15 protein-coding genes are annotated in these 25,446 nt (G+C 39.5%); 7 read left to right on the plus strand and 8 right to left on the minus strand.

What is annotated here, in order from left to right; all coding sequences use genetic code 11:
- Positions 1–512: 512 nt before the first annotated feature.
- The 4 genes from mtaA to EO98_RS02325 all read right to left on the minus strand — a co-directional run bounded on the left by mtaA (position 513) and on the right by EO98_RS02325 (position 5,252).
- The gene (mtaA, locus tag EO98_RS02310) at positions 513–1,547 is read right to left on the minus strand and encodes a methylcobamide:CoM methyltransferase MtaA (RefSeq protein ID WP_048141637.1); all 1,035 of its coding nucleotides are present in this window, start codon (positions 1,545–1,547) and stop codon (positions 513–515) included.
- Between the two features lie 281 nt (positions 1,548–1,828).
- Positions 1,829–2,740 carry a glycine betaine ABC transporter substrate-binding protein gene (locus EO98_RS02315; protein ID WP_048141731.1) on the minus strand — a complete coding sequence of 304 codons (912 nt, stop codon included), beginning with the start codon at positions 2,738–2,740 and terminating at the stop codon, positions 1,829–1,831.
- A gap of 218 nt (positions 2,741–2,958) precedes the next feature.
- The gene (locus tag EO98_RS02320; protein WP_048131508.1) at positions 2,959–3,789 is read right to left on the minus strand and encodes a proline/glycine betaine ABC transporter permease; all 831 of its coding nucleotides are present in this window, start codon (positions 3,787–3,789) and stop codon (positions 2,959–2,961) included.
- The gene (locus tag EO98_RS02325) at positions 3,783–5,252 is read right to left on the minus strand and encodes a glycine betaine/L-proline ABC transporter ATP-binding protein (protein WP_048141635.1); all 1,470 of its coding nucleotides are present in this window, start codon (positions 5,250–5,252) and stop codon (positions 3,783–3,785) included. Before EO98_RS02325 ends, EO98_RS02320 begins: the two co-directional genes overlap by 7 nt.
- A 652-nt stretch (positions 5,253–5,904) precedes the next feature.
- Between EO98_RS02325 and carA the strand changes: the two genes are divergently transcribed.
- From carA to EO98_RS02340, 3 genes are all read left to right on the plus strand, one after another.
- A complete protein-coding gene (carA, locus tag EO98_RS02330) occupies positions 5,905–7,011 on the plus strand; it encodes a glutamine-hydrolyzing carbamoyl-phosphate synthase small subunit (protein ID WP_048141634.1) in 1,107 nt (368 codons plus the stop codon).
- Positions 7,011–10,223, plus strand: coding sequence for a carbamoyl-phosphate synthase large subunit (gene carB, locus EO98_RS02335; protein ID WP_048141632.1), 3,213 nt, complete (start codon positions 7,011–7,013; stop codon positions 10,221–10,223). The genes carA and carB overlap by 1 nt, the downstream gene beginning before the upstream one ends.
- 377 nt (positions 10,224–10,600) lie before the next feature.
- The gene (locus EO98_RS02340) at positions 10,601–11,788 is read left to right on the plus strand and encodes an argininosuccinate synthase (protein WP_048141630.1); all 1,188 of its coding nucleotides are present in this window, start codon (positions 10,601–10,603) and stop codon (positions 11,786–11,788) included.
- A 120-nt stretch (positions 11,789–11,908) separates the two neighbouring features.
- Here EO98_RS02340 and EO98_RS02345 read toward each other — a convergent pair whose 3' ends face one another.
- The gene (locus EO98_RS02345) at positions 11,909–17,995 is read right to left on the minus strand and encodes a sacsin N-terminal ATP-binding-like domain-containing protein (protein ID WP_048141628.1); all 6,087 of its coding nucleotides are present in this window, start codon (positions 17,993–17,995) and stop codon (positions 11,909–11,911) included.
- Positions 17,982–21,035, minus strand: a complete 3,054-nt coding sequence (locus EO98_RS02350) for an SNF2-related protein (protein WP_048141625.1) — start codon at positions 21,033–21,035, stop codon at positions 17,982–17,984. Before EO98_RS02350 ends, EO98_RS02345 begins: the two co-directional genes overlap by 14 nt.
- Positions 21,036–21,785: 750 nt before the next feature.
- On the opposite strand from EO98_RS02350, the gene EO98_RS02355 reads away from it, so the two are divergent.
- The 4 genes from EO98_RS02355 to EO98_RS02370 all read left to right on the plus strand — a co-directional run bounded on the left by EO98_RS02355 (position 21,786) and on the right by EO98_RS02370 (position 24,212).
- Positions 21,786–22,313, plus strand: a complete 528-nt coding sequence (locus EO98_RS02355) for a hypothetical protein (protein ID WP_156160989.1) — start codon at positions 21,786–21,788, stop codon at positions 22,311–22,313.
- Between the two features lie 79 nt (positions 22,314–22,392).
- Complete coding sequence (locus EO98_RS02360) at positions 22,393–23,217, plus strand: DUF429 domain-containing protein (protein WP_048141621.1); 825 nt, start codon at positions 22,393–22,395, stop codon at positions 23,215–23,217.
- A gap of 341 nt (positions 23,218–23,558) precedes the next feature.
- Positions 23,559–23,864, plus strand: coding sequence for a nucleotidyltransferase family protein (locus EO98_RS02365; protein WP_048141619.1), 306 nt, complete (start codon positions 23,559–23,561; stop codon positions 23,862–23,864).
- 54 nt (positions 23,865–23,918) lie between these two features.
- Positions 23,919–24,212: a DUF86 domain-containing protein gene (locus EO98_RS02370; protein WP_048141617.1), complete on the plus strand. Its 294-nt coding sequence runs from the start codon at positions 23,919–23,921 to the stop codon at positions 24,210–24,212.
- Between the two features lie 38 nt (positions 24,213–24,250).
- On the opposite strand, the gene EO98_RS17620 is transcribed toward EO98_RS02370, so the two are convergent.
- Together EO98_RS17620 and EO98_RS02375 are read right to left on the minus strand one after the other, a co-directional pair.
- The gene (locus EO98_RS17620; protein ID WP_082098446.1) at positions 24,251–24,361 is read right to left on the minus strand and encodes a type II toxin-antitoxin system HicA family toxin; all 111 of its coding nucleotides are present in this window, start codon (positions 24,359–24,361) and stop codon (positions 24,251–24,253) included.
- Positions 24,362–24,591: 230 nt separating this feature from the next.
- Positions 24,592–25,149: a hypothetical protein gene (locus tag EO98_RS02375; RefSeq protein WP_048143810.1), complete on the minus strand. Its 558-nt coding sequence runs from the start codon at positions 25,147–25,149 to the stop codon at positions 24,592–24,594.
- Positions 25,150–25,446 lie beyond the last annotated feature (297 nt).

Raw genomic sequence — 25,446 nt, forward strand, 5'->3', positions numbered from 1 at the left:
CGTCGGCAGCGTCAGATGTGTATAAGAGACAGGTCTGGAGGTTGCCTTTGAAGGCAACGAGTGAAAGAATCATGAGAAGGAGCATTAGCTACGTTTGGATAACATCTGGCAGCTTCAGTGCAACTAAAAACGTTAGAACCCGTAATGAGAATATCAATGTAGTTCAATGTAGTCAATGTCGTTACACCTGGGGGAATTTATGCCCCTAACTCCGTACGTTTTTGAGGATTACTACTATATAGTTATATTTTAAATGAAGTTGAACTTTCGGCATTTCAAGTGAGTAAGTCCGGTACGGTTCTTTCTCACCAGAAAATCTATTTTGATCCATTTTTCGGGCACCTCCACCTTCATCAGCCTCAAAGCCGGCGGCTTTTTCTATAAAGTATACCGGGATACCTAAAATATGCATCCGAATAACTGAAAAAATATAGTTAGGTGACTAAAAAGAGCATCAGGATGACTGGTGGGAGATATTGAAATAACTAAAAAGGGCATCCGAATGACTGAACTCATCGGTTTCTCCCACAAAATTCATTCCGTGCTTCTACCAGGGCTTTCAGGTTCCTGAGTGGGGTTTCCGGGGCAAGCCCGCAGCCGGGAGCAAGCACATCGACACCCATTCGCAGGCACTCAAAAGCTTCTCTCTTTACATCTTCCGGCCTGCCCCTGAAGAGGGTACTGGAGGTTGAAACGCTACCGATTACAGCTGTACCGGCTTCATGGGTGGTTTCCACAGCCTTTTTAAGGTCTTTTATGCCTTCTTCAAGGCTGAGCCCATCAAACCCGCACTCTGTCATATCCGCAATTATCGGGTCGGCGGCGCCGCAGATGTGGAGCACGCTTTTGCCGCCCCCGAGGGCTTTAGGAATCCTTGACATGTCCGGTTTTATCAGAGTCCGGAAGGAATCAGGAGAAATCATGTCCGGGGAGGAGACTGCATCTGCAATGACGACCACATCGGCTCCCCTTTTCAGGCACTCCCTTGCGTATATTATGCAGGCATCCGTGCAGAGTTCAACAAGCCTTTTCACAATATGAGGCTTATTTATGGTCCATTTCAGGAAACGGGTAGTCCCGCAAAGGGAAGCTGCAAGATCGGCAGGCCCTTCCATCCCCACAATAAGCGGGAGTTTCGAGCCGGCTTTTTCCCTGAGGATTTCAGTAGCTTTCAGGACAACCGGGATCCTGCCCCTTTCCAGAAGATCCTCAGGCAGTTCCGGAACTGCGGGAGAGAATTCCATAGGGCCCTTAAGTACAGCAGGGGTCCTGGCTTTCGTACCCGGATCAACAACACAGCCCAGGGCTTCTCCGAGCACAACCATATCAAAAGGATACCTGAGGGTTTCAAAAGAGGCGTTGACGTACTGGGAAAAAGCAAGCAGTGCCATTTTTTCGGGCTGGCTGTCAGCTTCGGGTCTGACTGCTCCGCTCAGATCCATAAGCTCGAGTACAGGCGCGGTTGTGAAAGTGCCAACCGATATCTGAGCAGGAGTTTTGCCTTCGAGGGTTCTGAGCATCTCTGTTCTGAAGTTCGGTTTTTCCATAAAAGTGACCCCGGATTATTTTCTTTTGCTTTTTCTGAAGCTATTAACTGTACTGCTATTATACTGTGCAATGATACTGTATTATTATACTGTATTATTATACTGTACTGCTACTATACCATATTATACTGCTACTGTACCGGAGGCTGTGACCTGTAGCTATTCGAACAAACCGCCCTGGAAAAGGATGAAAATAAAACAAAATGAAGACAGAAAGAAAAGACAGACAGTGAAAATAAAAAATTAGGCGAAAAAAGATAAATGGAAAATGGAAGAGAAATTTACTTCTCTCCGATCCATTCATTGACTTTTTCAGGGTTACTCTTTACCCAGTTTGCTGCGGCTTCTTCAGGAGCAATTCCGTTTTCAATGTCCACCATTACTGCCTGGATATCGTCATGGGTCCACTGGAAGCGGGTCAGGATGCCGTAGAGATTGGGCTTATCTTCTTTGAGCCCAAGCCTTGCCAGGGTTTCAACGTGGTCAGCATCGCCGTAAACGCCTTTAGGGTCATCAAGGTACTTGAGGTCCCAGCGGTTAAAAGCCCAGTGGGGAGACCAGAGGGTCACAGCTACCCATTCTTCGGAGTCAATGGCTTTTTTCAAGGAAGCGGTCATCGCAGCACTGCTGCCTGAGACAAGCTCCATATCAAGGTCATACTCGGAAATTGCGTTTTCGGATACCTGCATGATGCCTGCTCCGGGGTCAATGCCGATGATCTTACCGTCAAATTTGTCCTTTTCGGAGTTGAGCTCTTCAATGGAGTCTATAGTTACATAGGAAGGCACAACAAGTCCTATCTTACAGTCTTCGAGGTTTGTCTGGACAGAGTCAAGCTGGTCTCCGTAAGTTTCCCAGTAATTCTGGTGGGTATAGGGAAGCCAGGCAGATGTGGTAAAATCAAACTGCCCGTCAGCGAGTCCCTGGTAAAGGGGACCTACATCAACTGCAATGATTTCCACGTCTTCATACCCTGCCTGTTCGAGCACCTGCTGCATCACATTGGTACTTGCAATCTCACCGTCCCATAAGACATATCCTATTTTCACAGGCTCACTTAACTCTGATACCTCTGCTCCTTCTACAGCTTCATCTCCTTGTTCTGCACAGCCTGCCGCAAAGAGGGTAAGCCCTATGATCAGAACAATTGTAAAAATCGATCCGATCTTTTTTCCTTCAGGGTTTAGTTTTATACTGGTCAAAATATCTACAACCTATTTTTGAATTTCATTCTATTTTTGGTTTTTATTCTTATTTTGGGATTATTTCAGGGGGATTGAAGTGAGTGATACACCTCTTCCAGACACTGTTTTACACTGTATGGTGCTGTCTGGAAGGAGTGGCCCTGTTAAAGTGAAGAGTTCTGAATCCAGAGTGCCGGTTTCAAGAAGGCATCAGGAGTGGAACGTTTTTACCTGGGGCTGAGTTTCTGGGTAATCCGGTCCAGGACAACCGCTATTATGACAATAGCAAGCCCTGCTTCGAAGCCCATACTGATGTCCACCCGCTGGATCCCGAAAAGGACCTGGTACCCGAGTCCTCGGGCTCCGATCATGGCTGCAATGACGACCATGGAAAGGGAGAGCATAATGCACTGGTTGACCCCGGCCATTATGGTCGGGAGAGCCACAGGCAGTTCCACCTTTGCAAGCTTCTGCCAGCCCGTGGAGCCGAAGGCGTCTGCGACTTCGATAAGCTCTTTTGGCACCTGCTTGATCCCCAGGTTAGTGAGCCTGATTGCAGGAGGCATGGCAAAGACAACCGTTGCGATCATGCCCGGGACGTTTCCGAGCCCGAAAAAGATCAGGGCGGGGATCAGATACACAAAAGACGGCATGGTCTGCATTAAGTCAAGCGAGGGCTTTACAACATGGTAAAGTACATCGTTTTTTGCAGAAAGGATCCCCACGGGAATCCCTATAAGCAGGGTCAGCAGGGCAGAGGAGAGCACGAGGGCGAGTGTCTCTATCGAGAGCACCCAGAGTCCCATATTATGGATAAGGAAAAAACCGAATGCAGTCCCTGCTGCAAGCTTGATATTGCGCTTCCCGGCAAAGTAGGCAAAAAGGGAAATTCCGAGGATGAAGAGTTCGGGAGGCAGGAAAAGAAGCGCGTCTTTCAAACCCGAGATAAGGAAATCAAGCTTATCGCTTGTGAGGTCAAGAAATGTGCCGAAATTGCCCTCGATCCAGTCAACAGCAAACTCGACTGTGTCTCCGATGGGGAGCCGGGGAATCAGCATGTTTTCACCTCGGGACCCGGCATGGCATCAGACCTGGCAGGGGCTTTGGCAGGAGCTTCGTTCTTTGCTTCTGCCTCCACAGGCACAGGCCCACTGTCAATTCCGTTGTTAATTATACTGCCAGGGCTACCTGAGCCTGCGGGCGGAGGTCCGGCTTCGCCTTCATTTTTGCCGATGAGGACCATTTTTTCAGGAGGCTTCTCTTCAGGAATATTTTCTCCGGAGTCTCTTTCTTCTGAAGCTTTTCCGTCAGGAATCTCATCCTGCCCGATCTCTCCGGAAATTGCAAGAGCACCAAGCACACTGCCCCGGACTATAATTCCGAGCAGCTTTCCTGAATCATTGACTACTGCAAGAGGGTACTGGCTTTCCGCAATCAGAGGGATTACCTCATTGAGAGGCAGATCCGGAGCCACACGGGGGATGTCCGGAATCATCACTGCTTCAAGGCTCTTTCCTGTTTTCAGGGCTTCAAGGGCATCACCTATCATAAGTATGCCTTTCAGGCGCCTGTTCTTCCCCTCAACCACATAAATAGAGGAGATCCCATGGTCTTTCATCAACTGAATGGCAACCCTGGGCCCGGAATTGATGGGTACGAGCGGTTCAGGCCGTTTCATAACCGATTCAGCAACAAGGATTTTTGACCTGTCAACCCCTGCGACGAACTTCGAAACATAGGAATCTGCAGGCTCGGTCAGAATCTCTTCAGGGGTCCCTATCTGTACAACTTCCCCGTCTTTCATGAGTGCGATGCGGTCCCCGATTTTCAGGGCTTCATCCAGGTCGTGGGAGACAAAGATAATTGTCTTTTGCACCCTGTCCTCGAGGGCAAGCAGCTCGTCCTGCATATCGCCCCTGATAAGGGGATCAAGGGCACTGAAAGCCTCGTCCATAAGCAGGATGTCAGGGTCATTGGCAAGCGCTCTTGCAAGCCCTACCCTCTGCTTCATACCTCCGCTGAGCTGTGTTATCCTGCTATGCTCATGGCCTTTGAGCCCTACGGTTTCTATGGCTTCAAGCGCCTGCGAATAGCGTTCTTCTTTAGGAATCCCCTGGATCTCAAGCCCGTAAGCCACGTTATCCAGGACAGACCTGTGAGGCAGCAGGGCAAAATTCTGAAAAACCATTCCAATCTTGTTCCTGCGGGCACTTCTCAGTTCCTGAGGGTCCATATCAGTAATGTTCTTCCCATCGATCAGAATATCTCCGCCCGTTGGTTCGATAAGGCGGTTCAAGCAGCGCAGGAGGGTGGATTTTCCGGAACCCGAAAGCCCCATTATTACGAAAATTTCTCCATCGTAGACCTCAAAGTTAACATTGTTGAGCCCTATGGTCTGTTTTGTCTTTTCAAAAATTTCATTTTTGGATAAACCTTTATTTAGAAGGGAAATTACTTTCTGGGGGTCCTTACCAAAAATTTTAGTAATGTTTCGTACTTCGAGTTTTATATTTTTGTTCATAATAATACCCGGTTTGACCGAATGCTTTTAAAAAACTATTAACAGTGATTACTAAATGTAGAAAATTGCCACAAAAACCCGGTTAATAAGAACTATATTTTACTCGAATTAATTCGCGGTTTATAGAATGAAATTAAGACAGTTAAAAATATAGATATGATATAGATTTAATAGAACTTTCTATTTTTCACAGATTAAATAGCTTATTATTCTTACCAATACTGTTGCCCCTATCATATATACTATTTTTGCGGAATATTTATATATAATAAATATTTCCACGGAATAAACTGGCATAAAGCACATATAAACGCAGGATCAAAAAGTATGATATTTACTTTTACTTTAGCATATTGTGGTTTCAAGTAACAACTATATTTTTATAAAAATGAATTATTTCCACGAGGATACAGTGGTAATTTACAGAAACTGTTTAACATTTCATTAATGCATTTTGATTATATTATTGCGGAATACCGGATTTCCTGGGAGAGATTTTTATTTGTAGTTTGAAAGACGGAGTCTCGAAAGAAGATATTTAATTGAAATATTTATATATTAAAAGATGGAACAAAATAGAAAAATAAGGTAATCAGAAAAATCATCGCAACACTTATACATGTCTTATGTCATTTACTCGCAGGTTCAGATGATGAAAGCAGTACTAGGATTAGAAGACGGAACTATTATTAAGGGCACCGGTTTTGGTGCCGAAGGCACAGCTTGCGGCGAACTTGTTTTTACCACTCAATTCACGGGATATGAGGAGGCTCTGACTGACCCTTCCTACAAGGGCCAGATTTTAATGTTCACCTACCCTCTTATAGGGAATTATGGTGTCAGCGGGGAGCGTTTCCAGTCCGACAACATCCACGCGGAGGGGCTTGTTGTCCGGGAAGCCTGCAAAAAACCCTATCACTACAAATCCGCTCGTTCTATCCACAAATTTTTAGAGGATGAAGGAAAACCAGGGATCGAAGGTGTGGACACCCGTATGCTCACCATAGGGGCAAGGGAGCGTGGGACTATGCGTGCAGCCCTGATCACTGGCAGTGACGATGGGGCAGAAGCCGTGGATGTGGCAAGGAATTTTCCACAGATGACGGATGAAGAACTTATCGCAAGTGTAACATGTAAGGAACCCCACTTTATCCCCGGAGCGGAAGGCGCCTGGAAGGGCAGCGGCAAACCCAAACATGCAGTTGTAGTTGACCTCGGGATAAAAAGGAACATCATAAACAACCTGCATAAAAGGGGAATTGACCTTACACTGGTCCCTGCAACCACAAAACCCACAGAAATTGCAGGCTATGAGCCTGATCTTCTCTTTATCTCAAATGGTCCGGGAGATCCGGAAAAAGCAACAGACGCGATCAACGCCGTAAAGGCTTTTGCAGGCACAATTCCGGTCTGCGGGATCTGTTTCGGACACCAGATTATTTCCCTTGCAATGGGAGCCAGGACTTACAAGCTTAAGTTCGGGCACAGGGGAGGAAACCAGCCAGTAAAGGACCTTATTGAAAACAAGATTTTCATAAGCTCCCAGAACCACGGGTATGCCGTGGATGCGGATTCCCTTGAAGGGACAGGGCTCTATGTGAAGTACCTGAACGCAAACGACAAAACCGTTGAAGGGGTCTCCCACAAAGACCTGGACATTTTCAGTGTGCAGTTCCACCCTGAAGCCCAGGCGGGGCCCATGGATACCGAGGAGACATTCTTCGGCAAGGTTGTAAAGGTCCTCGGAGGGGATCTCTGATGCCAAAACGCGAGGACATAAAAAAAGTTTTGCTTATAGGCTCCGGGCCGATCACAATCGGACAGGCTGCAGAGTTCGACTTCTCAGGAAGCCAGGCCTGCAGGTCCTTAAAAGAAGAAGGCTTGCAGGTTGTGCTTGTAAACTCAAACCCTGCAACCATTATGACCGACCCCGAAATGGCTGATTCGGTCTATATCGAGCCCCTTGATGCCAGGATTGTGGAAAGAATAATAGAAAAAGAGCGCCCTGACGGGATCATTGCAGGCATTGGCGGGCAGACAGGCCTTAATATTACCAGTGAACTTGCAGAAATGGGCGTCTTTGAAAAATACGGCGTCCGGATCCTGGGAACTCCTGTTGACGCTATCAAAAACACGGAAGACAGGGAACTCTTCAAGGAAACTATGTTGAGTATCGGGGAAAAGGTTCCCTTAAGCCGCGCAGTCCATTCCTTAAAAGAAGCCGAAGAGGTTGTCGGGGAACTCGGCCTGCCCCTAATTGTCCGCCCGGCTTACACCCTCGGTGGCGCTGGCGGTGGAATTGCCCGCACAAAAGAAGAGCTCCTTGAGATTACGGAACGCGGGCTCAGGCGCAGCCGCATTAATCAGGTACTTATTGAAGAAAGCGTGCTCGGCTGGGCAGAGGTCGAGTATGAAGTCATGAGGGATGCCAATGATTCCTGTATCGTGATCTGTAACATGGAAAACATTGATCCCATGGGCGTGCACACAGGAGAATCGGCAGTTGTTGCCCCCTCACAGACAATGACCGACGCAGAGCACCAGATGCTCAGGAGTGCCTCTATTAAGATCATACGTGCCCTCAAGATCGAAGGAGGGTGCAATATCCAGTACGCCTTAAAGGAAGGCGACTACCGCATTGTCGAGGTAAACCCGAGGGTTTCCAGGTCATCAGCCCTTGCATCCAAAGCTACAGGCTACCCGATTGCCCGTGTAACTGCAAAGATTGCAATCGGAATGACACTTGACGAGATCATAAACAACGTTACCATGAGTACTCCTGCCTCTTTTGAGCCGGCTCTGGACTACGTGATCACAAAGATTCCCAGGTGGCCTTTTGACAAGTTTACCACCGCAGACAAGACCCTGACCACAGCCATGAAAAGTACGGGGGAAATCATGGCAATAGGCAGGACAATTGAAGAGTCCCTCCTGAAGGCTTTCAAGTCTCTTGACATTGACTCCCAGCTGGGAATAAAACGCTGGGAAGAGCCTGAAATCAAAACTCTCCTCAAGACCCCCACAAGCGAACGCCTTTTTGTGATCTTCCACGCGCTTGAGAGAGGAATGCCGGTAAAGGAAATTGCCGAACTTTCGGGCATCAACCCCTTCTTCCTCTCAAAGATGAAGAATATCGTGGATATGGAAAAGCGCATCCGCGTAGAAGAACTCACTCCTGAATTCCTGCGCGAAGTAAAGAGGATGGGTTTCCCTGACAGCCGCCTTGCAGAGCTGACAGGAAAGACCAGGCAGGAAATAAGCGACCTCAGGCATGCAGCCGGAATTCTTGCTACCTTCAAGATGGTGGACACCTGTGCAGCCGAGTTCCAGGCAGCAACTCCCTACTACTATTCCACTTACGAGGACACCTGCGAGACAACCCCAACCGACCGGAAGAAAATTCTCATCCTCGGAGCAGGGCCGATCAGGATCGGGCAGGGAATAGAGTTTGACTACTGTACCGTCCATGCAGTAACCGCACTCAGGGAAGAGGGCATAGAGACCCATATAATTAACAACAACCCTGAAACCGTGTCAACCGACTTTGACACCTCGGACAAGCTCTTTTTTGAACCCCTCACCATGGAATACGTGATGAACGTAATCGAACGTGAGAAGCCTGACGGTGTTCTTGTGCAGTTCGGAGGGCAGACATCGGTGAACCTTGCAATCCCTCTGAAAAAGGAGTTAAAGCGCAGGGCAGACCTTGATACCGTGATCATGGGCACTGATCCGGAGGATATGGACCTTGCCGAAGACAGGGAAAAGTTCTACCTCCTTATGCAGAAGCTTGGCGTCCCCCAGCCGGAAGGCGGATATGCGACCTCGCAGCCGGAAGCAATCGAGGTTGCAAAAAGGATCGGGTTCCCGGTACTGGTGCGCCCCTCTTATGTGCTCGGCGGCAGGGCAATGGAAATCGTTTATGACGAAATCGACCTGGAACGCTACATGAAAGAGGCAGTCAGGGTCTCTCCGGAACACCCCATCCTTATCGATGACTTCCTGGAAGACGCTTGCGAAATCGATGTGGATGCGGTCTGCGACCGGAAAGATGTACTTATCGGGGCAATCATGGAGCACATTGAGGAAGCAGGCATACATTCAGGAGACTCGGCCTGTGTTATCCCGCCCCAGTCTCTCTCCCCCGAAGTGCTTAACCAGGTAAGGGACTACACCCGGAAGATTGCTCTGGGCCTCAGGGTCAAGGGCCTGATTAATATCCAGATGGCAGAGAAAGGCGGAAAGGTCTTTGTGCTTGAAGCAAACCCGCGTTCAAGCAGGACAATTCCTTTCGTCTCAAAAGCTGTCGGCCTCCCTCTTGCAAAGATTGCAGCCAAAGTGATTGCCGGGCACAGCTTAAAGAGCCTGGGCTACACGGACGAGCCAAAGCCCAAACATGTCTCGATCAAAGAAGTCCTCCTGCCCTTTGACAAACTGCCGGGAGCAGATCCCGTACTCGGACCCGAGATGAAGAGTACCGGAGAGGTCATGGGCATTGACTACGATTTCGGAAGGGCATACTATAAGGCAGAGCTTGCAGCTGACAACCTCCTGCCCCTTACAGGAAAGGTCTTCCTCTCTATCAGGGAAGCAGACAAACCCAAACTTGTGGAAGTTGCAAAGAAACTGCAAGCAGCAGGCCTTGAACTCATGGGCACACGCGGTACTGTAAACTACCTTGCACAGCACGGGGTCTTCATGGACACTGTAAAGAAGATCCACGACGGAAGCCCGAATGTCATAGATATGATGCGCAGGGACGAAGTAGACCTGATCATCAACACCCCCACAAGCAAGCAGTCACGTAAAGACGGCTCCAGAATCAGGCGGGCAGCTGTTGACTTCAAGGTCCCTTACATTACCACCATCCAGGCAGCAGTTGCTGCAGCCGATGCTATAGAGACCATGAAGAACGGACAGGACCTGACAATCAAATCCATCAACGAGTATCATAAAGATATGGGGCAGTAAGGTAAAGAAAAAGACCTGAAAAAACCTGCCAGTAGAGTAACTGCTGAAGAAAAACCGTTGCGCTAACGGAAGAAATTATGTGAGAATCGGAGCCGGCAGGGTGGCTTTCCATCCTCCGGCAAAAGATAATCAATATTTAAACTTACCAGCCCGTTAGCTGTCAAATTTATCCGGACTCAGCATATTGCTACCAAAATTATTATATTTATAAAACTTATTAAACTGATAAAACTTATCAAATTAATTAAACTTATTAAACTTATTAGTCCATTAACACGTTAATCCATTGACTGTTAAACCCATTAACACGTTAATTCATTGACACGTTAATCATTTCGTTCTTATCACAAATCCGCCAGACAAGGGGTAGTAAAAGCATGGTAAAGAAAGTTGCACTTGCGTATTCCGGTGGGCTTGACACCTCGGTGTGCATCCCCATCCTCAAGGAAAAGTACGGGTACGATGAAGTAGTTACAATTTCGGTCGATGTAGGCCAGCCCGAAGAAGAGATCAGGAAAGCTGATGTGAAAGCCGAGAAGATCAGCAACAAGCACTATACTATTGATGCAAAGGAAGAGTTCGTAAGAGATTACATCTTCCCCCTGATCAAAGCCAACGGAAACTACGAAGGCTACGTCATGGGCACATCGGTAGCCCGCCCGCTGATCGCCAAGAAAGTGGTCGAAGCTGCCATTAAAGAAGGCGCAGTTGCCCTTGCTCACGGCTGTACCGGGAAAGGAAACGACCAGCTCCGCTTCGAAGCCGTTTTCCGCCAGACCGACATGGACGTTATTGCCCCTATGCGTGAGATGAACCTGACCCGCGAATGGGAAATCAACTACGCAAAAGAGCACGGCATCCCTGTCGAAGCCACCAAATCCAAGCCCTGGAGCGTTGACGAAAACATCTGGAGCCGCAGCATCGAAGGCGGCAGGCTTGAAGACCCATCCTTCGTCCCGCCGGAAGAGATCTTCGAGTGGACCAGATCCGCAGAAGATGCCCCGAACGAGCCCAGGATCGTTGACATCGACTTTGAAGCAGGAGTCCCTGTCGCTATTGACGGCGAAAAACTCGGCGGCTACGCCCTTGTCAAGAAGATGAACGGAATTGCAGGGGAGAACGGCGTCGGCAGGACAGACATGATTGAAGACCGTGTCCTTGGCTTAAAAGCCCGCGAGAATTACGAGCACCCGGCTGCAACCGTCCTCCTCGCAGCCCACGCCGACCTCGAAAAACTCGTCCTCACCCGCGGGGAACTGAAGTTCAAGAAGAGCGTTGAAGAGCAGTGGTCCGAACTTGCCTACTATGGCCTTGTAGACGAACCCCTCTATGCCGACCTCAATGCCTTTATCGACAAGTCCCAGGAAAGGGTCACAGGCACAGTGAAAGTGAAGCTCTACAAAGGCGCACTTACTATCCTTGCCCGCTACTCTCCAAATGCCCTGTATTCCGAAGACCTTGTCTCCTTTGACAGCCAGACCATCAACCAGCAGGATGCTGAAGGGTTTGCGAAGTATCACGGGTTCCAGGCGAGGATGTACAGGAAAGTAATGGATAAAAAGTGAAGTTGGTTAATTTTGTCTGTTCCTTTTAGAGGGACGGACTTCTCTTTTTTTAATTAAGAAAGACTCTTCAGGTAGACACTTTAAGGTACCTGAAGAGAATACATTTTAACTATATTACACTCATTGAACCTTTTCGTTGTTCCACTCTAGTAAAGACTGGAATTCTAAAAAGTGGCGCTGTTTGTATTTAATTACATACTCAGTATTTTCATATGATTCTTTTTTTTCATTGTATTCATCATAAACTTTGACAATTACTTCGTTTTTCTTCACATTATCAAGGTCAATATCTTTAAATCCATGTTTGAAAATTGCTGCGTGGTAAGAACATAAACAAACCATATTTGAAATATCGGAGATCCCCTGATTTCTGATTTCATCTAATTTTGTGACTACACAAAAGTTTCTCATGCCATTCTTTTCTCTGAAAGTACGCCCACAAATCTGACATCTACCCTTATACCATTCTTTAATTTCATTTACTGCATCTTTGTCTTGCTCGTTAGGATCTAAGCGCTCACTTGTAGATCTTCTAATATTATTGGAACGTTCTCTTCTTATGCATTTTTTGAACCTTTCCTTTGCTTTTCTTTTTATTTGTTGAGTTTCTTCAAGGGGCAGAGGTTCCTCTTTCTCCTCAATAGCACCATTATTATTTTTTCCTCCCGTAGGTGAAGATGAATTATTTTCAATAATTTTTTCTTTAAAGTTTGTACCCATAGAGGGACTTGTTGTTTTCCCTTTTTTCACTTCTGAATATTCATCATCTTGCTCTTGTGGGCTTTTAGTTTTGTTCTGTTTATGTTGTTTTCCGATCTGTTCAGATCTCGAACTATCTGGGATCTTCCTATTACTGATATCCACATGATCAAGCTTAACAGGTCTTTTATTTACCTTTTCTTTCCCGAAATCAGCTCCATCATTTGAATTAGTATTTATTTTGTCATTTTGTTGGTTTTTGAAATTAATAGAACTTTCATCCGTTAGGCTAGTACTGCCATTATAATCTGTAATTTTATTTTTTTGTGGAGAGTGTTTACTGATCGTATCTTCATCAAAAGTATTATTAATTGAGGCTGTCGAAGTATTAACAGAGTTAAAAACTTCATTTTTTGCGAGTTTTTCTTCTGTTTTGGAAGTTAAAATTTCTTTAGTATCATTGGCTTCAATGCATTCATCATTGCCAATATCTTTGCGACTATCTGTATAGTAGTCATCACTTTCATGATTCCCTTCATCCAGAAGTTCTTCACTTTCATCAGAGATGTTATCATCTATTTTTTTATCAACTTGCAGCAAAGTATCGTCTGATTTTTCTACTTGTGTATAATTAAGGAAAGTTAAATACTCATCCATACCATTAGGAGAGCTTTTAGTTAAAAGTGTGTAAATGACAGATTTAAAATCTTTGCTGATGTTTGGATGGATATCTTCAAAAATTTCCTCTGCTAAGGATTCAAGTATTTCCTCATTGGATTCTTTTACATAGATTTCACTAAATACGTTACCATTCATTTCAATGTAACAATTTATCTCGTTGGCACATGAATTATGCTTTGTACCATCCCAAACAACGTACTTTAAAACAGACAAATCATCGAATTGATATACTTTTATTTCCGGACAGATTTCCGCCCACTCATCTTCCAAGTGTTCATTTTCTATTTTAATTCTGGGCAGTAATTCCGATATCCAGCGAACTTTGTATGTGTAATCTTCATTAATTTCCAATGAACTTACATCTGGCTTGAATTCGAGATCTTTTTCCACGAGTCTACTTAATCTTTTTATTTCTAATCGATTAATTAGATTTAAGTAGTCTGTGTTATATTTTACAAAATAAGTGCCGAGTTCTCCTCTAAATTGATCAGCTAGACTCGGATTATCTTCCAATATAGCCATATTTGGCTTTAACAATACGTTTTCATTGTTATAGAGAATGTGCAAAGTTTGTAACTCTGAGATCAAATCTGAACCGAAATTACAATCATCAATATTTTTATTTAGTTCTTTTAAACAATTAATTACAATATTTTTATCTTTTTCTGAAGAAATAAGATAATTATCTTTCTCATATTTGTCGTTGATATTCTTAAAAATCCCTTTAATAGTCCGACAATCAGGCGCTTCCAGAATATGCAAATAATTTATCAACTTTTCGCAATCGACAACAAACTTTCTGGTCAAATAGCCTATATATTCATTTCCATATAACTCTACTGTGGAATCATTTTTAAATGTTCTACATGGTTCAAAAAATGAGAATTCGTCCTCATTCTGGTATTTGATGTAAATAGAAGGGAAGTCATTTAACCTGTTAATGTCTTGAGCCCAAGAATTGTATGATTTATTATCAATCCTTCTATTAATCTCGCTGTAGATTTCAAGATAGTTTTTCAGAGGCTTATGTTTTTTGTTGGCTTGCTCTATGTTATCTATAATTAAACCCGTAGGAATTCTATGTACGTTTTTTAATTTAAGAACATTTACTAATTCAGCTTTAATAATTTGCTTATCTGTGACATCCAAATACCGTATATTATCAAGATAAATCAAATATTGTCTAGTGTTTTGAGCTTTGCTAACTTTGCTTTGCGTAAATAATGAAGATGGATTATACAATGTTTTGCTATCATCTGTAGCCGGTAACCATTTAATTTCAGCTAATTCTGAGAAATCTTCAAATGATCCCCAGTGATCATTTATATACACAAAAATAGTTCTCATCTTGTTAATTAAATTTAAATCAATTTCTTCAAGAGATATTTTCTGTTTTACGTAATCGATAATTTCTCGTGGTGATAGTTGACTTTTAATTTCTAATATTTCATACATTCGCCTATAATCTTCGAAATCTTCCAGGCAAGGGAAAAGATAATCATCTTCAAAAATTTCATCAATTAACTCATTTTTAAAATATAGGTTTTCATGACTAGGGAAGTAAAAATTGCCATCTTGGCAATAGACTAACTTAATTCTTCTCAGAATATTTATATCAAAATTGGGATCATCATTCAAATTAAGAAACTTCTTATTCAGTTCCTTAAGAAGTTCCAATTTTTTACTCTTTTCTATACTTTCATCATTAAATATTTCTGGAAAGTATCTCTCAACAAACAACTTGAAATCAAGAGTCTTAATTCCCAAATACTCAGTAAGAACTACTTTTTTAAAATTATCTACCTTGTCAATCAAATCATTGCTTAAAATTTCATTGATACCAATAGGATCTCTATAATCACCCAGCAACATCATTTCTTTTCCATTGTTTTCCAGAGTACATGGTTTGCCTTGAGTATTTTTAAAAATAGGTAGTCTTCGGATTCTTGATTTCAACTCTTTATTAGATAAGCTGCTGCTATCATCAAAAATTAATTTATACAATAAAACTATATCTGAATCATTTAGAATTGAACCTTTATTTAAACCAGCCTCTGTATAATAAAAAATGTGATCCAACTCTAATTTCTTTATAAGGTTGTATTTAGAAACTATAATTTTGACATTAGGGTCCATTATTAGTAGATCATTTTTCGAAGCAAAAACTTCTTTCTCTTTTGGATTCAGATAAAAAATATCTCTTTCGTACGGATAATGGAATTCCTGATCATTACAATAGATAAATTTTGTATTTTTTAAAATTTTTCCTACTTTTTCAGATTCCAAAGTGGTAGTGCTCAGATCTTTTATTAATTCCAATTTTTTGTCAGTATCAACATCTGATTCATTAAAAATATCTTCTAAGTAATTTTCAACAAACAATTTAAAATCCAAAGTTTTTATTTTAAAGTGGTCTCTGAGAATTGATTTCTTGAACTCATCTACACTATCTATCATTTCATTATCTAATATTCGAGCAATGCCAGTATAGTCGTCGAATGATCCTTGCAAGAATATTTCTTTTTGTTCATTTTTCAAAGAACAGGTATTCCCTTTGTTATCAATGAATATTGGCAAATTCTCAATCAAATATTTAAGTTTACTGTTATCAATTAGCTGATTTTTCTTATCTACCATTAACTGATATAATAATAAAAGAAAATTCTGTTCTAATGCGATGCCAGATTCACATTCTTGTTTTACATTGAAAAAAATACTTACAAGATCAAGCTCTTGAACAAAACCGAAACTTTTCAGCATAGATGCTATGTCTGGATCTATTGTTACCAGTTGATATCTGGAAGCAAAATCTTTTTCAAGCTGTGAAATCAGGTTGAATACTTTATTATTCTCTAATGAATATAAAGAACCTTCTTCACTTAATGAAAGTGGTAAATATTTAGTTCTCTCTAAATATTTTTCAAAATATAATTCACAATCCCTATATTGGCGAGTATGAGGTCTAATAAACCCTTCCTCAAATGATTTATTTCCAAATTTATTTATTAAATCTGTGGAGATTGGTTGATTGGTTTTTAAGCATGCTATAATTTTTAAGAAGGGGTCAAGGAAGGTTATTATTGTAACAAGTTTTTCTTTTGTGTTCAAATAAGGCTTTGAATTAATCAAATCCAACGGAAAAGTCTGGGCTTCGAAGTCACTACTTAGTAACTCAATAATATCCCTAGGAGAAGTAACTGTAAATATATCCAGTCTTTCCAATAGTTCCTTAAAAATATGAAATAATTCATCATCTATCTTCGAGAAAGTCAAATCCCCTTTCAATGATTCAAGTTCTTTTGGGTACCGTGTGATTTTACCTATACTAAAATTAATCAATTTTGAGTTATTAGTTAAAAAAATATTAATTCTTTTAATCGTTTCTTTATTTTCTTCTAATGTATCCCTATCTAAGTTTTCGAGATAATTGAAGATGCTTATTAATTCATCTTTTGACTCAAAAATCGATTCCTTAAATAATGTTTTCTCTGGAATATTCTCTTCTATCAAAGAAATTAAATCTTCAAGTTCAAACTCCTTTACACCCAATTTTTCGAATAAATCGTGATAAATGGAATGCTCTTCAGGAATTATGGGGTATTCAATCCTTTCTAAAAATGGAATTATCGTAGAATTCCTTGAGAATTTTACATCGTTTATGCAGTGCCACTCATTGTTTATAAAAATTACATCAGGATCAGAGTTAATAAGAACGTCAACGAAATCTTGGAAATATGAACTTACTATAGTTTCATTATTCAAAAAAGAATTCAATAGCGTGTAGAAAGACTCTACTGTTAAAGTGTTTTTAAGGTCGTCTATTATAGAATCAAGAAGATTGGGGAGATATTCAAATATTTTTAAATTATATAGTCCCTTTTCATCGTCGGTTTTAGTAATTATTTGTCTTCTGTTAGGATCGGGCTGAAAATCAGAATTTATATTAAGTGGAGAACCAGTGCACATTTCAGTAGGAAGAGTGCAAAAGATTCTTCCGTTTTCAAAGTTAGAACAGTCGAATGCTATGGAAAGTAAAATCGAACTATTTCTTGCAATTCCGGTGGCATATTCTTCGGAAAACTCATTTTCTAATTTGTAGTGATATAAATAAACAGTAGAAATGTTGTTATTTATTGTAATTGTTTTTACTTCCTTCCAGAGGTTCACATATCCAATGACCAGAGATTTTCTGTCAATTTCAATACTCTTGAGGAGTTTTTCTCTTTCATAAATCCTAATTCTTGTTATGTTTTTTAAAAAATGGAGATCGTTATCTATACACTTTATGACTCCATTTAGATACTCCTCTTTTTTTTTAGGTGTGACAATATCCCCATTAATTAATGTACGTACATTGGAATCTTCTGTCCTCCAGAAGAACTCAAACTCGGTAGTATTATTTTCAGAGTATTTTGGTTTTGTATATGCCCTCCATTTTTTTGATGTGTTGATCTTGCTCAAATCAGCTTTCTTTGATGCCCCTTTTGAATGGATATTCAAGGTATCGCAGATCTTAAACACCGAGGTAAATCCAATTCCAAATCTACCTGCCCTTTCGGAATCACTTTCCTTGTTTCTAGAACCAATTTTTTTAATGTGTTCCCAATCTCTATCCGTGAAAACCGTATTATTTTTCAGAACGAGAGCATCTTCGTTAAACAATATGTCCACATTAACATTTTGTCCATTTGCAGAATCATCCGAGTTTTGAATCAATTCCCTGAACAGTGAGTCAAAACCGGAATATGATCTTAGATTTCTCTCGATATCTGCATAGATGTCAACGATATACTCTTCACCTTCATCTAAAAATTCATCTTCTGACATTAATAATTCCCCCACAAATTAACTCATGACTAACTATTACTTTTTTGTTTGATTCCAGGATTTCCCTTTTGTTTTCATAATTACGTGCCAAATTGATTTTTTGTGATTCTTTCATTTTTAAAATCTTCATTGATTTGTTATCTAGATGCTCTTTTATTTTTTCGATCGTTTCATCAATCTTGGCTGTATTTATATCGAATGTTTGTTTAAGGCTACTTAATTGATCATTGACAAGTGATTCATTAATTTCTTTTAATTCATTCTCACGGTGTCGTTTTTTCTCTATTACAAAATTCTCTGAAATTTCTTTGCATAAATTGATATCTTGTTCCGAAATATTGATATTATCCAACAAATCATTTGACTTTTTAAAAATTTCGAACAGATTTTCTGAATATTTGTCATTTATTGTTTGTTCCAGAATATCAACAACAACCGGCACAAAAGTTAACGAGTTAGTAAAACTGGAAATTTCAAGGAGGTATATGAAAAACAGATAATCTCTTTCCTGAGTTGCTTCCTCATCGTAAAATTTGATTTTGGTTATCGCCTTAAACTCTTTATTTTTATAAAAACTGATGATCGCTTTTACCAGAGGATGCCTTAATGTAACAAATTCTATGGATTGATCTGTATTGGCAATTTTATAATCAAAAGTGATTTCAAAATCGTCTCGACTTGTTAAGTCTAGGAATCTTTCAATCAATTCATTTTCGACATTTCCTCTTTTAAGGAACTCTCTGATGAAAGTTCTAAATTCGGGATCAGGACTTATCTGGAAAACTCCACCATTTTTCTTTGAAGCCCTAAATTTTGATTTAGGATAGTGATCATTTATAAAAGTGCTTATAAAGTTAATAATTTCAAGAGGTGTTATGAATTTTTCATTTTCTAAGATATCAGAAACTTGCTCAGTGAAGTAATTATTTTGGCCAATGATTTTCTTTCTTTCCTTATCAAATAATTCAAGTTCTTGTCTCTTTTTTTCGATCACAAGTGCAACTTGATCTGCCTTTGTCTTTTGCTGCTCAAGAGTTAGTTTAGGATTTATAATTTCTCTAGTTAACTGATTTATCTGATTTCCTAAAATTGGCTCCAATTCCCCGATATATTGTTCAAAAACACCAATTCTATTGCATAGTCGAAGGAAAATATCAGATTCAATAGTTCGTTCAATAGAAAAATTATAAATGTGTATTTTGGGACTTTTCTGTCCATATCGATCTAATCTACCAATCCTCTGTTCAATTTTCATTGGATTCCATGGTAAATCATAATTAAACATACAGTTGCAAAACTGCATGTCTAATCCTTCACCGCCCACGTCAGAAGATAGAAGGATCTGATAACCGTCAGCTTTAGCAAATTCATCAATTATTTTATCTCTTTCAATAAATGGTACATCCCCATCAATTCTAACAACTGACAATCCCAAAGTTTTTAGTTTTGTTTCGAGAAATTTTAATGTTCTTTTAAAAAAGGAAAAAATAATTATTTTCTTAATTTCATCATTACTTGTGGTTTCTTTAATCGTTTTTATAAAAGCAATTGTTTTTGAATCCAGTTCCGAGATGTTCTCTTCAGCGAACTTTATTAAATAACTAATATTCTCAAGATCTGATTTTGTGAAAGTTATTTTTTGTATGCCAGAAATGTCTTCTTCATAATCTTCTTCGGATAAATCAAACATCCCTTTGCTATACATATCTCTTAGATACTCTACCGAAGCAGGGATACAACTAGCAACTTGTCTTAGTGGCATTTGTAATAAAAAGCCAGGAGGACAGCCTGGATGTAGATTCAAGAATAAATCTGAGATTCTTTCATAAAAAAAGCGTTCTACATCATTTAACTGTACATTTATAGTAACAGGTTCTCGAATTGGAAATTCTGTAGTTATTTCCTTCTTTTTTGTTCTCGTATACACTTGAGAAAGAACATTCAGATCACTAAGTTTTCTTTGCAAATGAGCTGTTTCTTCACTGTCAAGAAGTGTGTTTTTTGACAATAATTTTATGCAGTAATTGTAATTAGGATTTGCTAAAAACCTTTCTCTTTGATTCGTTTGTTCAACTTTATTTAATGCATGTAAAATAGAATTTGGGGATTCTTTTCGGGAAAGCTTCAATAAAGCCAAATTTATGAATTCATTTGGCTTTACCTGTTCTTGAAATGTATCAAAATTATCAAAGTGCTCAGGAAGCATTATGTTTAATAAATTAAATAAATCCTTATCTCCCAATTGGAGAGGCGTTGCTGATAACAAAATCATCCCGTCGGCAATTCCTGAGATTATTTTCCCCAACGAATTGCTTTTTGTGCTTTCATTTCTCATATGATGAGCTTCGTCAATAATCACCAAATCAAAAGGAATCTGCAGTCTTTCGAATTCTTTCAAAATCTCTTCATTCCTTAACATCTGAATTGATGCTATACCCTTTAGAGATACTCCACTTGAATAACGTTCATATTTTCTAAAAAATATTTTCAAGGTATTTGAATCAATAATTGAAAAATCCTCATCGAAACGTTTTTTCATCTCTTTTTGCCACTTATAATGTAAAGCAGAAGGACAAATAATCAATACATTTTTTAGATCATATCTCGATAACAATTCAGTATAAATGATTCCAGCTTCGATGGTTTTTCCAACACCAACCTCATCTGCAATTAATAGCCTCTGATAAGGAGAGTTAAGGTATTTTAGCACAGGTTTGAATTGATGAACTTGAAATTCAGTTCTTGATGATAAAAATGCATAAAGATTATTGGAAAGAGGTATTTCAATCTTGATGTAGGTAAGATAACTCATAAAATCCTTCAATGGAACAAAATGATTTTCCCGAAACATTACATTTATATCCCTTTTTGTGACTTCGGCAGATTCCAAGCTTTCTTCAGAATAAGTTTTTTGAGAATTTTCAATAAAGAGAGTATAATAATATTCACCAGAAATAATCTTTGGATCTTCATAAATAAATCCAATCTTTTCTGTATTAACTAATCTCACAATTTGTCCCTTGCTGAATATAGGATTCATAGGTATACCCACCAATTTTTTATGAATTGATAATCTAAGCTATATATAAATGTGCATCTAAAATATATCGTCAGTGTTTATACATTAAGAATTTGTTATATTTTTATTTTCAATAAATTAGCCAAATGGGAAATATATAAAAGCCATTAAAAATCTTATTCTTAACAAATATTCTCCAAATTAATGTTTTAACCTAAAATATTTTCATGTAATGGAAAATAAATCTATCTTTAATCAAGAGATCTATTATAAACAGCAATTCATTTTTCCCAAATATGAAAACTTATAACATTCGTTGCAATTATGATGTCCGCCGGGCAGGAAAATTATATTTCAATTGAATTGGTGATGGGGGAAGAATTTTATTTTGTATTCGGCGGTCCAGTTTCTGACAGCTTTCCTTGATCCATAATTCACTTGAAAAAATTCGCTTGAATCAGAAAAACCTCCCCACAGGAAAAAGAATCGCTTAACCTAAAGAAGCCCTGCAGAGTACCCCTTCTAAAGATGCAAAAATCACGGGTTTTTCGATTTCGCTTTTCTGAACATTATCTTAACAAATGTATTCGGGGTAGATTTAAGCAGACCGCCGGCAGGAAAAATATATTTCAAATGAATTACTTGTGGGAAAAATTTTCACTTTTTGTCCAGAAGTCCGGTTTTTGATATAATAAAAAACTTAAGGAGAAAGCAGGAGACTATTTGGTCCTAAATAAAAAGGATGAAATTCTGCAAAGTTATGTTAATTGTATGTCACTTTTAGAATCAATAGATAACTATTCTACATTAATTACAGCGCTTGCAACTGTAATCCTTGTAATTGTTACTGGATGGTATACCCATTTAACTCATCTGGCAGTAGACAAAACGGAGAAAATGATCCAACAATCGAGGAATGAACAAAAAATTGAATTAATTGAAAAAAGGCTTGAAAAACTATATGATCCTTTGATTATTGTGCTAAGTTCAAGAGTCCCTGTTTATTCTATAGAAGGAAATATCCCAATAAATGGTGATGAAAATAATATTGGCAATGCTGATATCAATAAGCACCCGATAGATGAAATTTATAGGTATCAGTATTTAATACCTGAGAGAAACAATTTAAAGCAGTCTTTGGATCTATTTCTGAAAATGATGGATGCCACGAAAGGAAGAAATAAAAAAGTTGAGATAGGAAAAGAGGAGATAGTATCCTTTTGTAAGAATTTTCGAGAAGATATTACTCAAGATATTGAAAAATCTAGAGAAGAATTATATGAATTAATCCAGCAGTGAAGCTTAATAGACAATTTATAGAATTTTATAAGAACTAAAATTCCTTCCAATAGAGGGATATTAATACGGAAGTAAACACATGAAAAATCTATTCCCCAAATCTACAATTTACGGCGTAGATTTTAGTGGCTCGAAAGAGGCCTGCAAGAAGATATGGGTTTGTGAATCAATTTCTACAGACAAGGGACTTCTCGTTAAGGATTGCTGGAACTTAAAAGAAAAATATGGAAATCTCTCCCGTGACAGATCCTTTGAAATCTTAACTAAAGTTATTGCTTCCAGTCCAAGAGCCGCTTTTGGCCTTGATTTTCCTTTTGGGTTACCAAAAAGCATTATAGATGAAGATAACTGGATAGATTTCATAAAAAACTTTTCTAAAAATTACGGTGATCCTTATCAGTTTCGCCAAAGATGTCATGACAGAGCCTTAAAATTGACTGGAAAAAAAGAACTAAGAAGATATACAGATATAGAGAATGGTTCGCCGTTTCCCCCATGTAATCTTCGTCTTTTTAAACAAACTTACTATGGAATAAACAACGTACTCCGTCCCTTAGTAATGAGTAAATCAGCAAAAATATTACCTATGGAAGATCAAGAAATTTCAAGTCCCTGGGTACTTGAAATTTGTCCAGCTTCTACACTCAAAGATTTAGACCTGTATTTTACTGGTTATAAAGGGAAAGAGAGCACTTCCAGTGAACTCCGAGAAACTATTTTGTCTAAGTTAAAGAAAAGTGAATTTGTAACAGGAATTGATTCAAAAGTGTGGAAAACCTCTGTTGAGAATGCAGAAGGAGATGCTTTGGATAGTGTAATAGCTGCAATAGCTACTTACAGAGGATTATACCCAGATCTCAATTTAGATGATATTTACAAATTGGAAGGTTACATTTATGTGTAATTTTCAATTTTTCTGGTAGTTCCTAAAACAAAGATTCATCTGAAAAAGTATCGCTTTAATCAGAAAATTCCCCAAAGAAAAAAGAATCGATTAATCTAAAGAAGCCCGGCAAAGTGCCCCTTATAAAGCTGAAAAAATCACGGGTTTTTCGACTTCACTTTTCTAACTTTATCTTAACAAACGTATTCGGGGTAGATTTAAGCAGACCGCCGGCAGGAAAAATATATTTAAACTGATTTTGATTCAAGACACAGATTCCAATTTTCCTCTTTAGTAATTATAAATACTACAACAGCAAATTACTATAATATACCAGAAAAGAAAACAACGAGCCTGAATAAATGCCTGAAAACCAAAAAAAAGTTGAAGTCTACATTCAAAAACTCCACGAAATGCTCCCGGAGCTTAGAGAGAGATACCACGTCAGTTACCTGGGGGTTTTTGGGTCCTATATTCGGGAAGAACAGAAACCAGAAAGCGATCTGGACGTGCTTGTGGAATTCAGTAAGACTCCTACTATTTTTAAATTTGTCAACCTTGAAAACTACCTTTCGGAATCTCTCGGCGTTAAGGTAGATCTGGTTATGAAAGATGCCTTAAAACCAAATATAGGCAAACACATCCTGAGAGAAGTTGAAGCCGTCTGAAGAGGGATTGAGATCCGCGAAGTAAAAGATTATGTCCAGGATATTTATGATGCAATGGAAGCAGCAGAAGAGTTTGTCAACAACTTGACATTCGATGATTTTGCTGCCGACCGTAAAACCCAATTTGCAGTAATCAGAGCTCTGGAAATTATTGGCGAAGCAACAAAGAACATCCCCTCTGAAGTACGTGAAAAATACCTGTCCGTACCCTGGAAAGATCTTGCAGGCATACGGGACAAGTTGATCCATGCTTATTTTGGAGTGAATTTGAAGGTAGTCTGGTTATCCGTTAAAGAAGGTATTCCAGAAGCAAAACCGGATATCAAACGCATACTGGATGAAATGTGAATCAGAAAACTCTCCCCAGTAGAAAAGAATCGCTTAATCTAAAGAGGCCCTGCAATTGTCACCCTGCCGGGTTTAGTAGGGGGCTTATATTGCCGGTGGCTACCTTTTGTTGCAACCAGATACCAGCCATCGGCTTCAAGAAGTTTTATGACCTCACGTACTTTTGTCTTTTAACTGATTTTGTTTTTAGACGAATTCCGAAGCCAATAGTTAATCTGCTATCTTTGAGCCTATTCGAAAAGTGGGTAACTATGCAACTTTTGCAATGTATTAAATGCAAAACCGGAATGGATATTCTTATATTATATACTTATTATGACTTTTCAATATGTTGATATTGACTTTTCGGATAGGATCTAAGCTTTATGTAACTAATTACTCATTGAGTTTCTATTTGTTCGGATAAATATTCTGTCATTCCCAGAAGCACAAATGCCCTCGTTACCAATCCGAAGAATGCGCTGTAGAATATTAAAAAAAGGATGTCAACAAATACAAAAATAGGATCATCGCTTGTCCAGCCAAAGAGGGAGTGAAAGTCCATGTGAGTAATAGAAAAATATACAAGCAGAGCTAAAATTCCCAAGAAGAAGGAAATAACCGAATTTTGTTGCATTCGTTTCTCAAATGAAATACCTTTGAATTCCTTTTGACTCATTTCCCATTCAGCTTTCAGGAGGCGGCGTTTGCAAAATATATGGAACATTACAAACAAGCAAATAAGCATGGTTACAACGGTAACCTGCTCCGGAGAGAAATACTTCAAAGCACCTTCATCAGGCCATTCTCCCAGAGGAATTATCTTTATTAAAGCATTGGAAAGAGGAAACAGAACGGACACTCCTGCAAGGATGCCCCATAAAGTTTGAAGAAAAGAAGTAAACTCTTTAAATTCCGTTATAACTCTTGAAGTCCCCATATTTTCCATCCCTTTCAATTCTTTTTCTCTTTTGTTGTACTGTTAATATTTACCTATCCCAGGATGTCTTCCTCCTTTTAATAATATACATTAGAATAGATAATAGTTATTAATGAAAATTTGTTATTTCTTTCAAGGTTTTAATGGCAAAACTGAAAATTATTAGCGGCAACCGTTAATTTTCAATTTCACTTTTCTTAACATTATCTTAACAAACGTATTCGTGGTAGATTTAAGCAGACCGCCGGCAGGAAAAAGATATTTTAAATAAATTGCTTTGAGGGAAGGTTTTCAGTTCGTATTCGGCGGTCCAGT

Source organism: Methanosarcina sp. 2.H.T.1A.6 (assembly GCF_000979455.1).
Lineage (GTDB): Archaea > Halobacteriota > Methanosarcinia > Methanosarcinales > Methanosarcinaceae > Methanosarcina.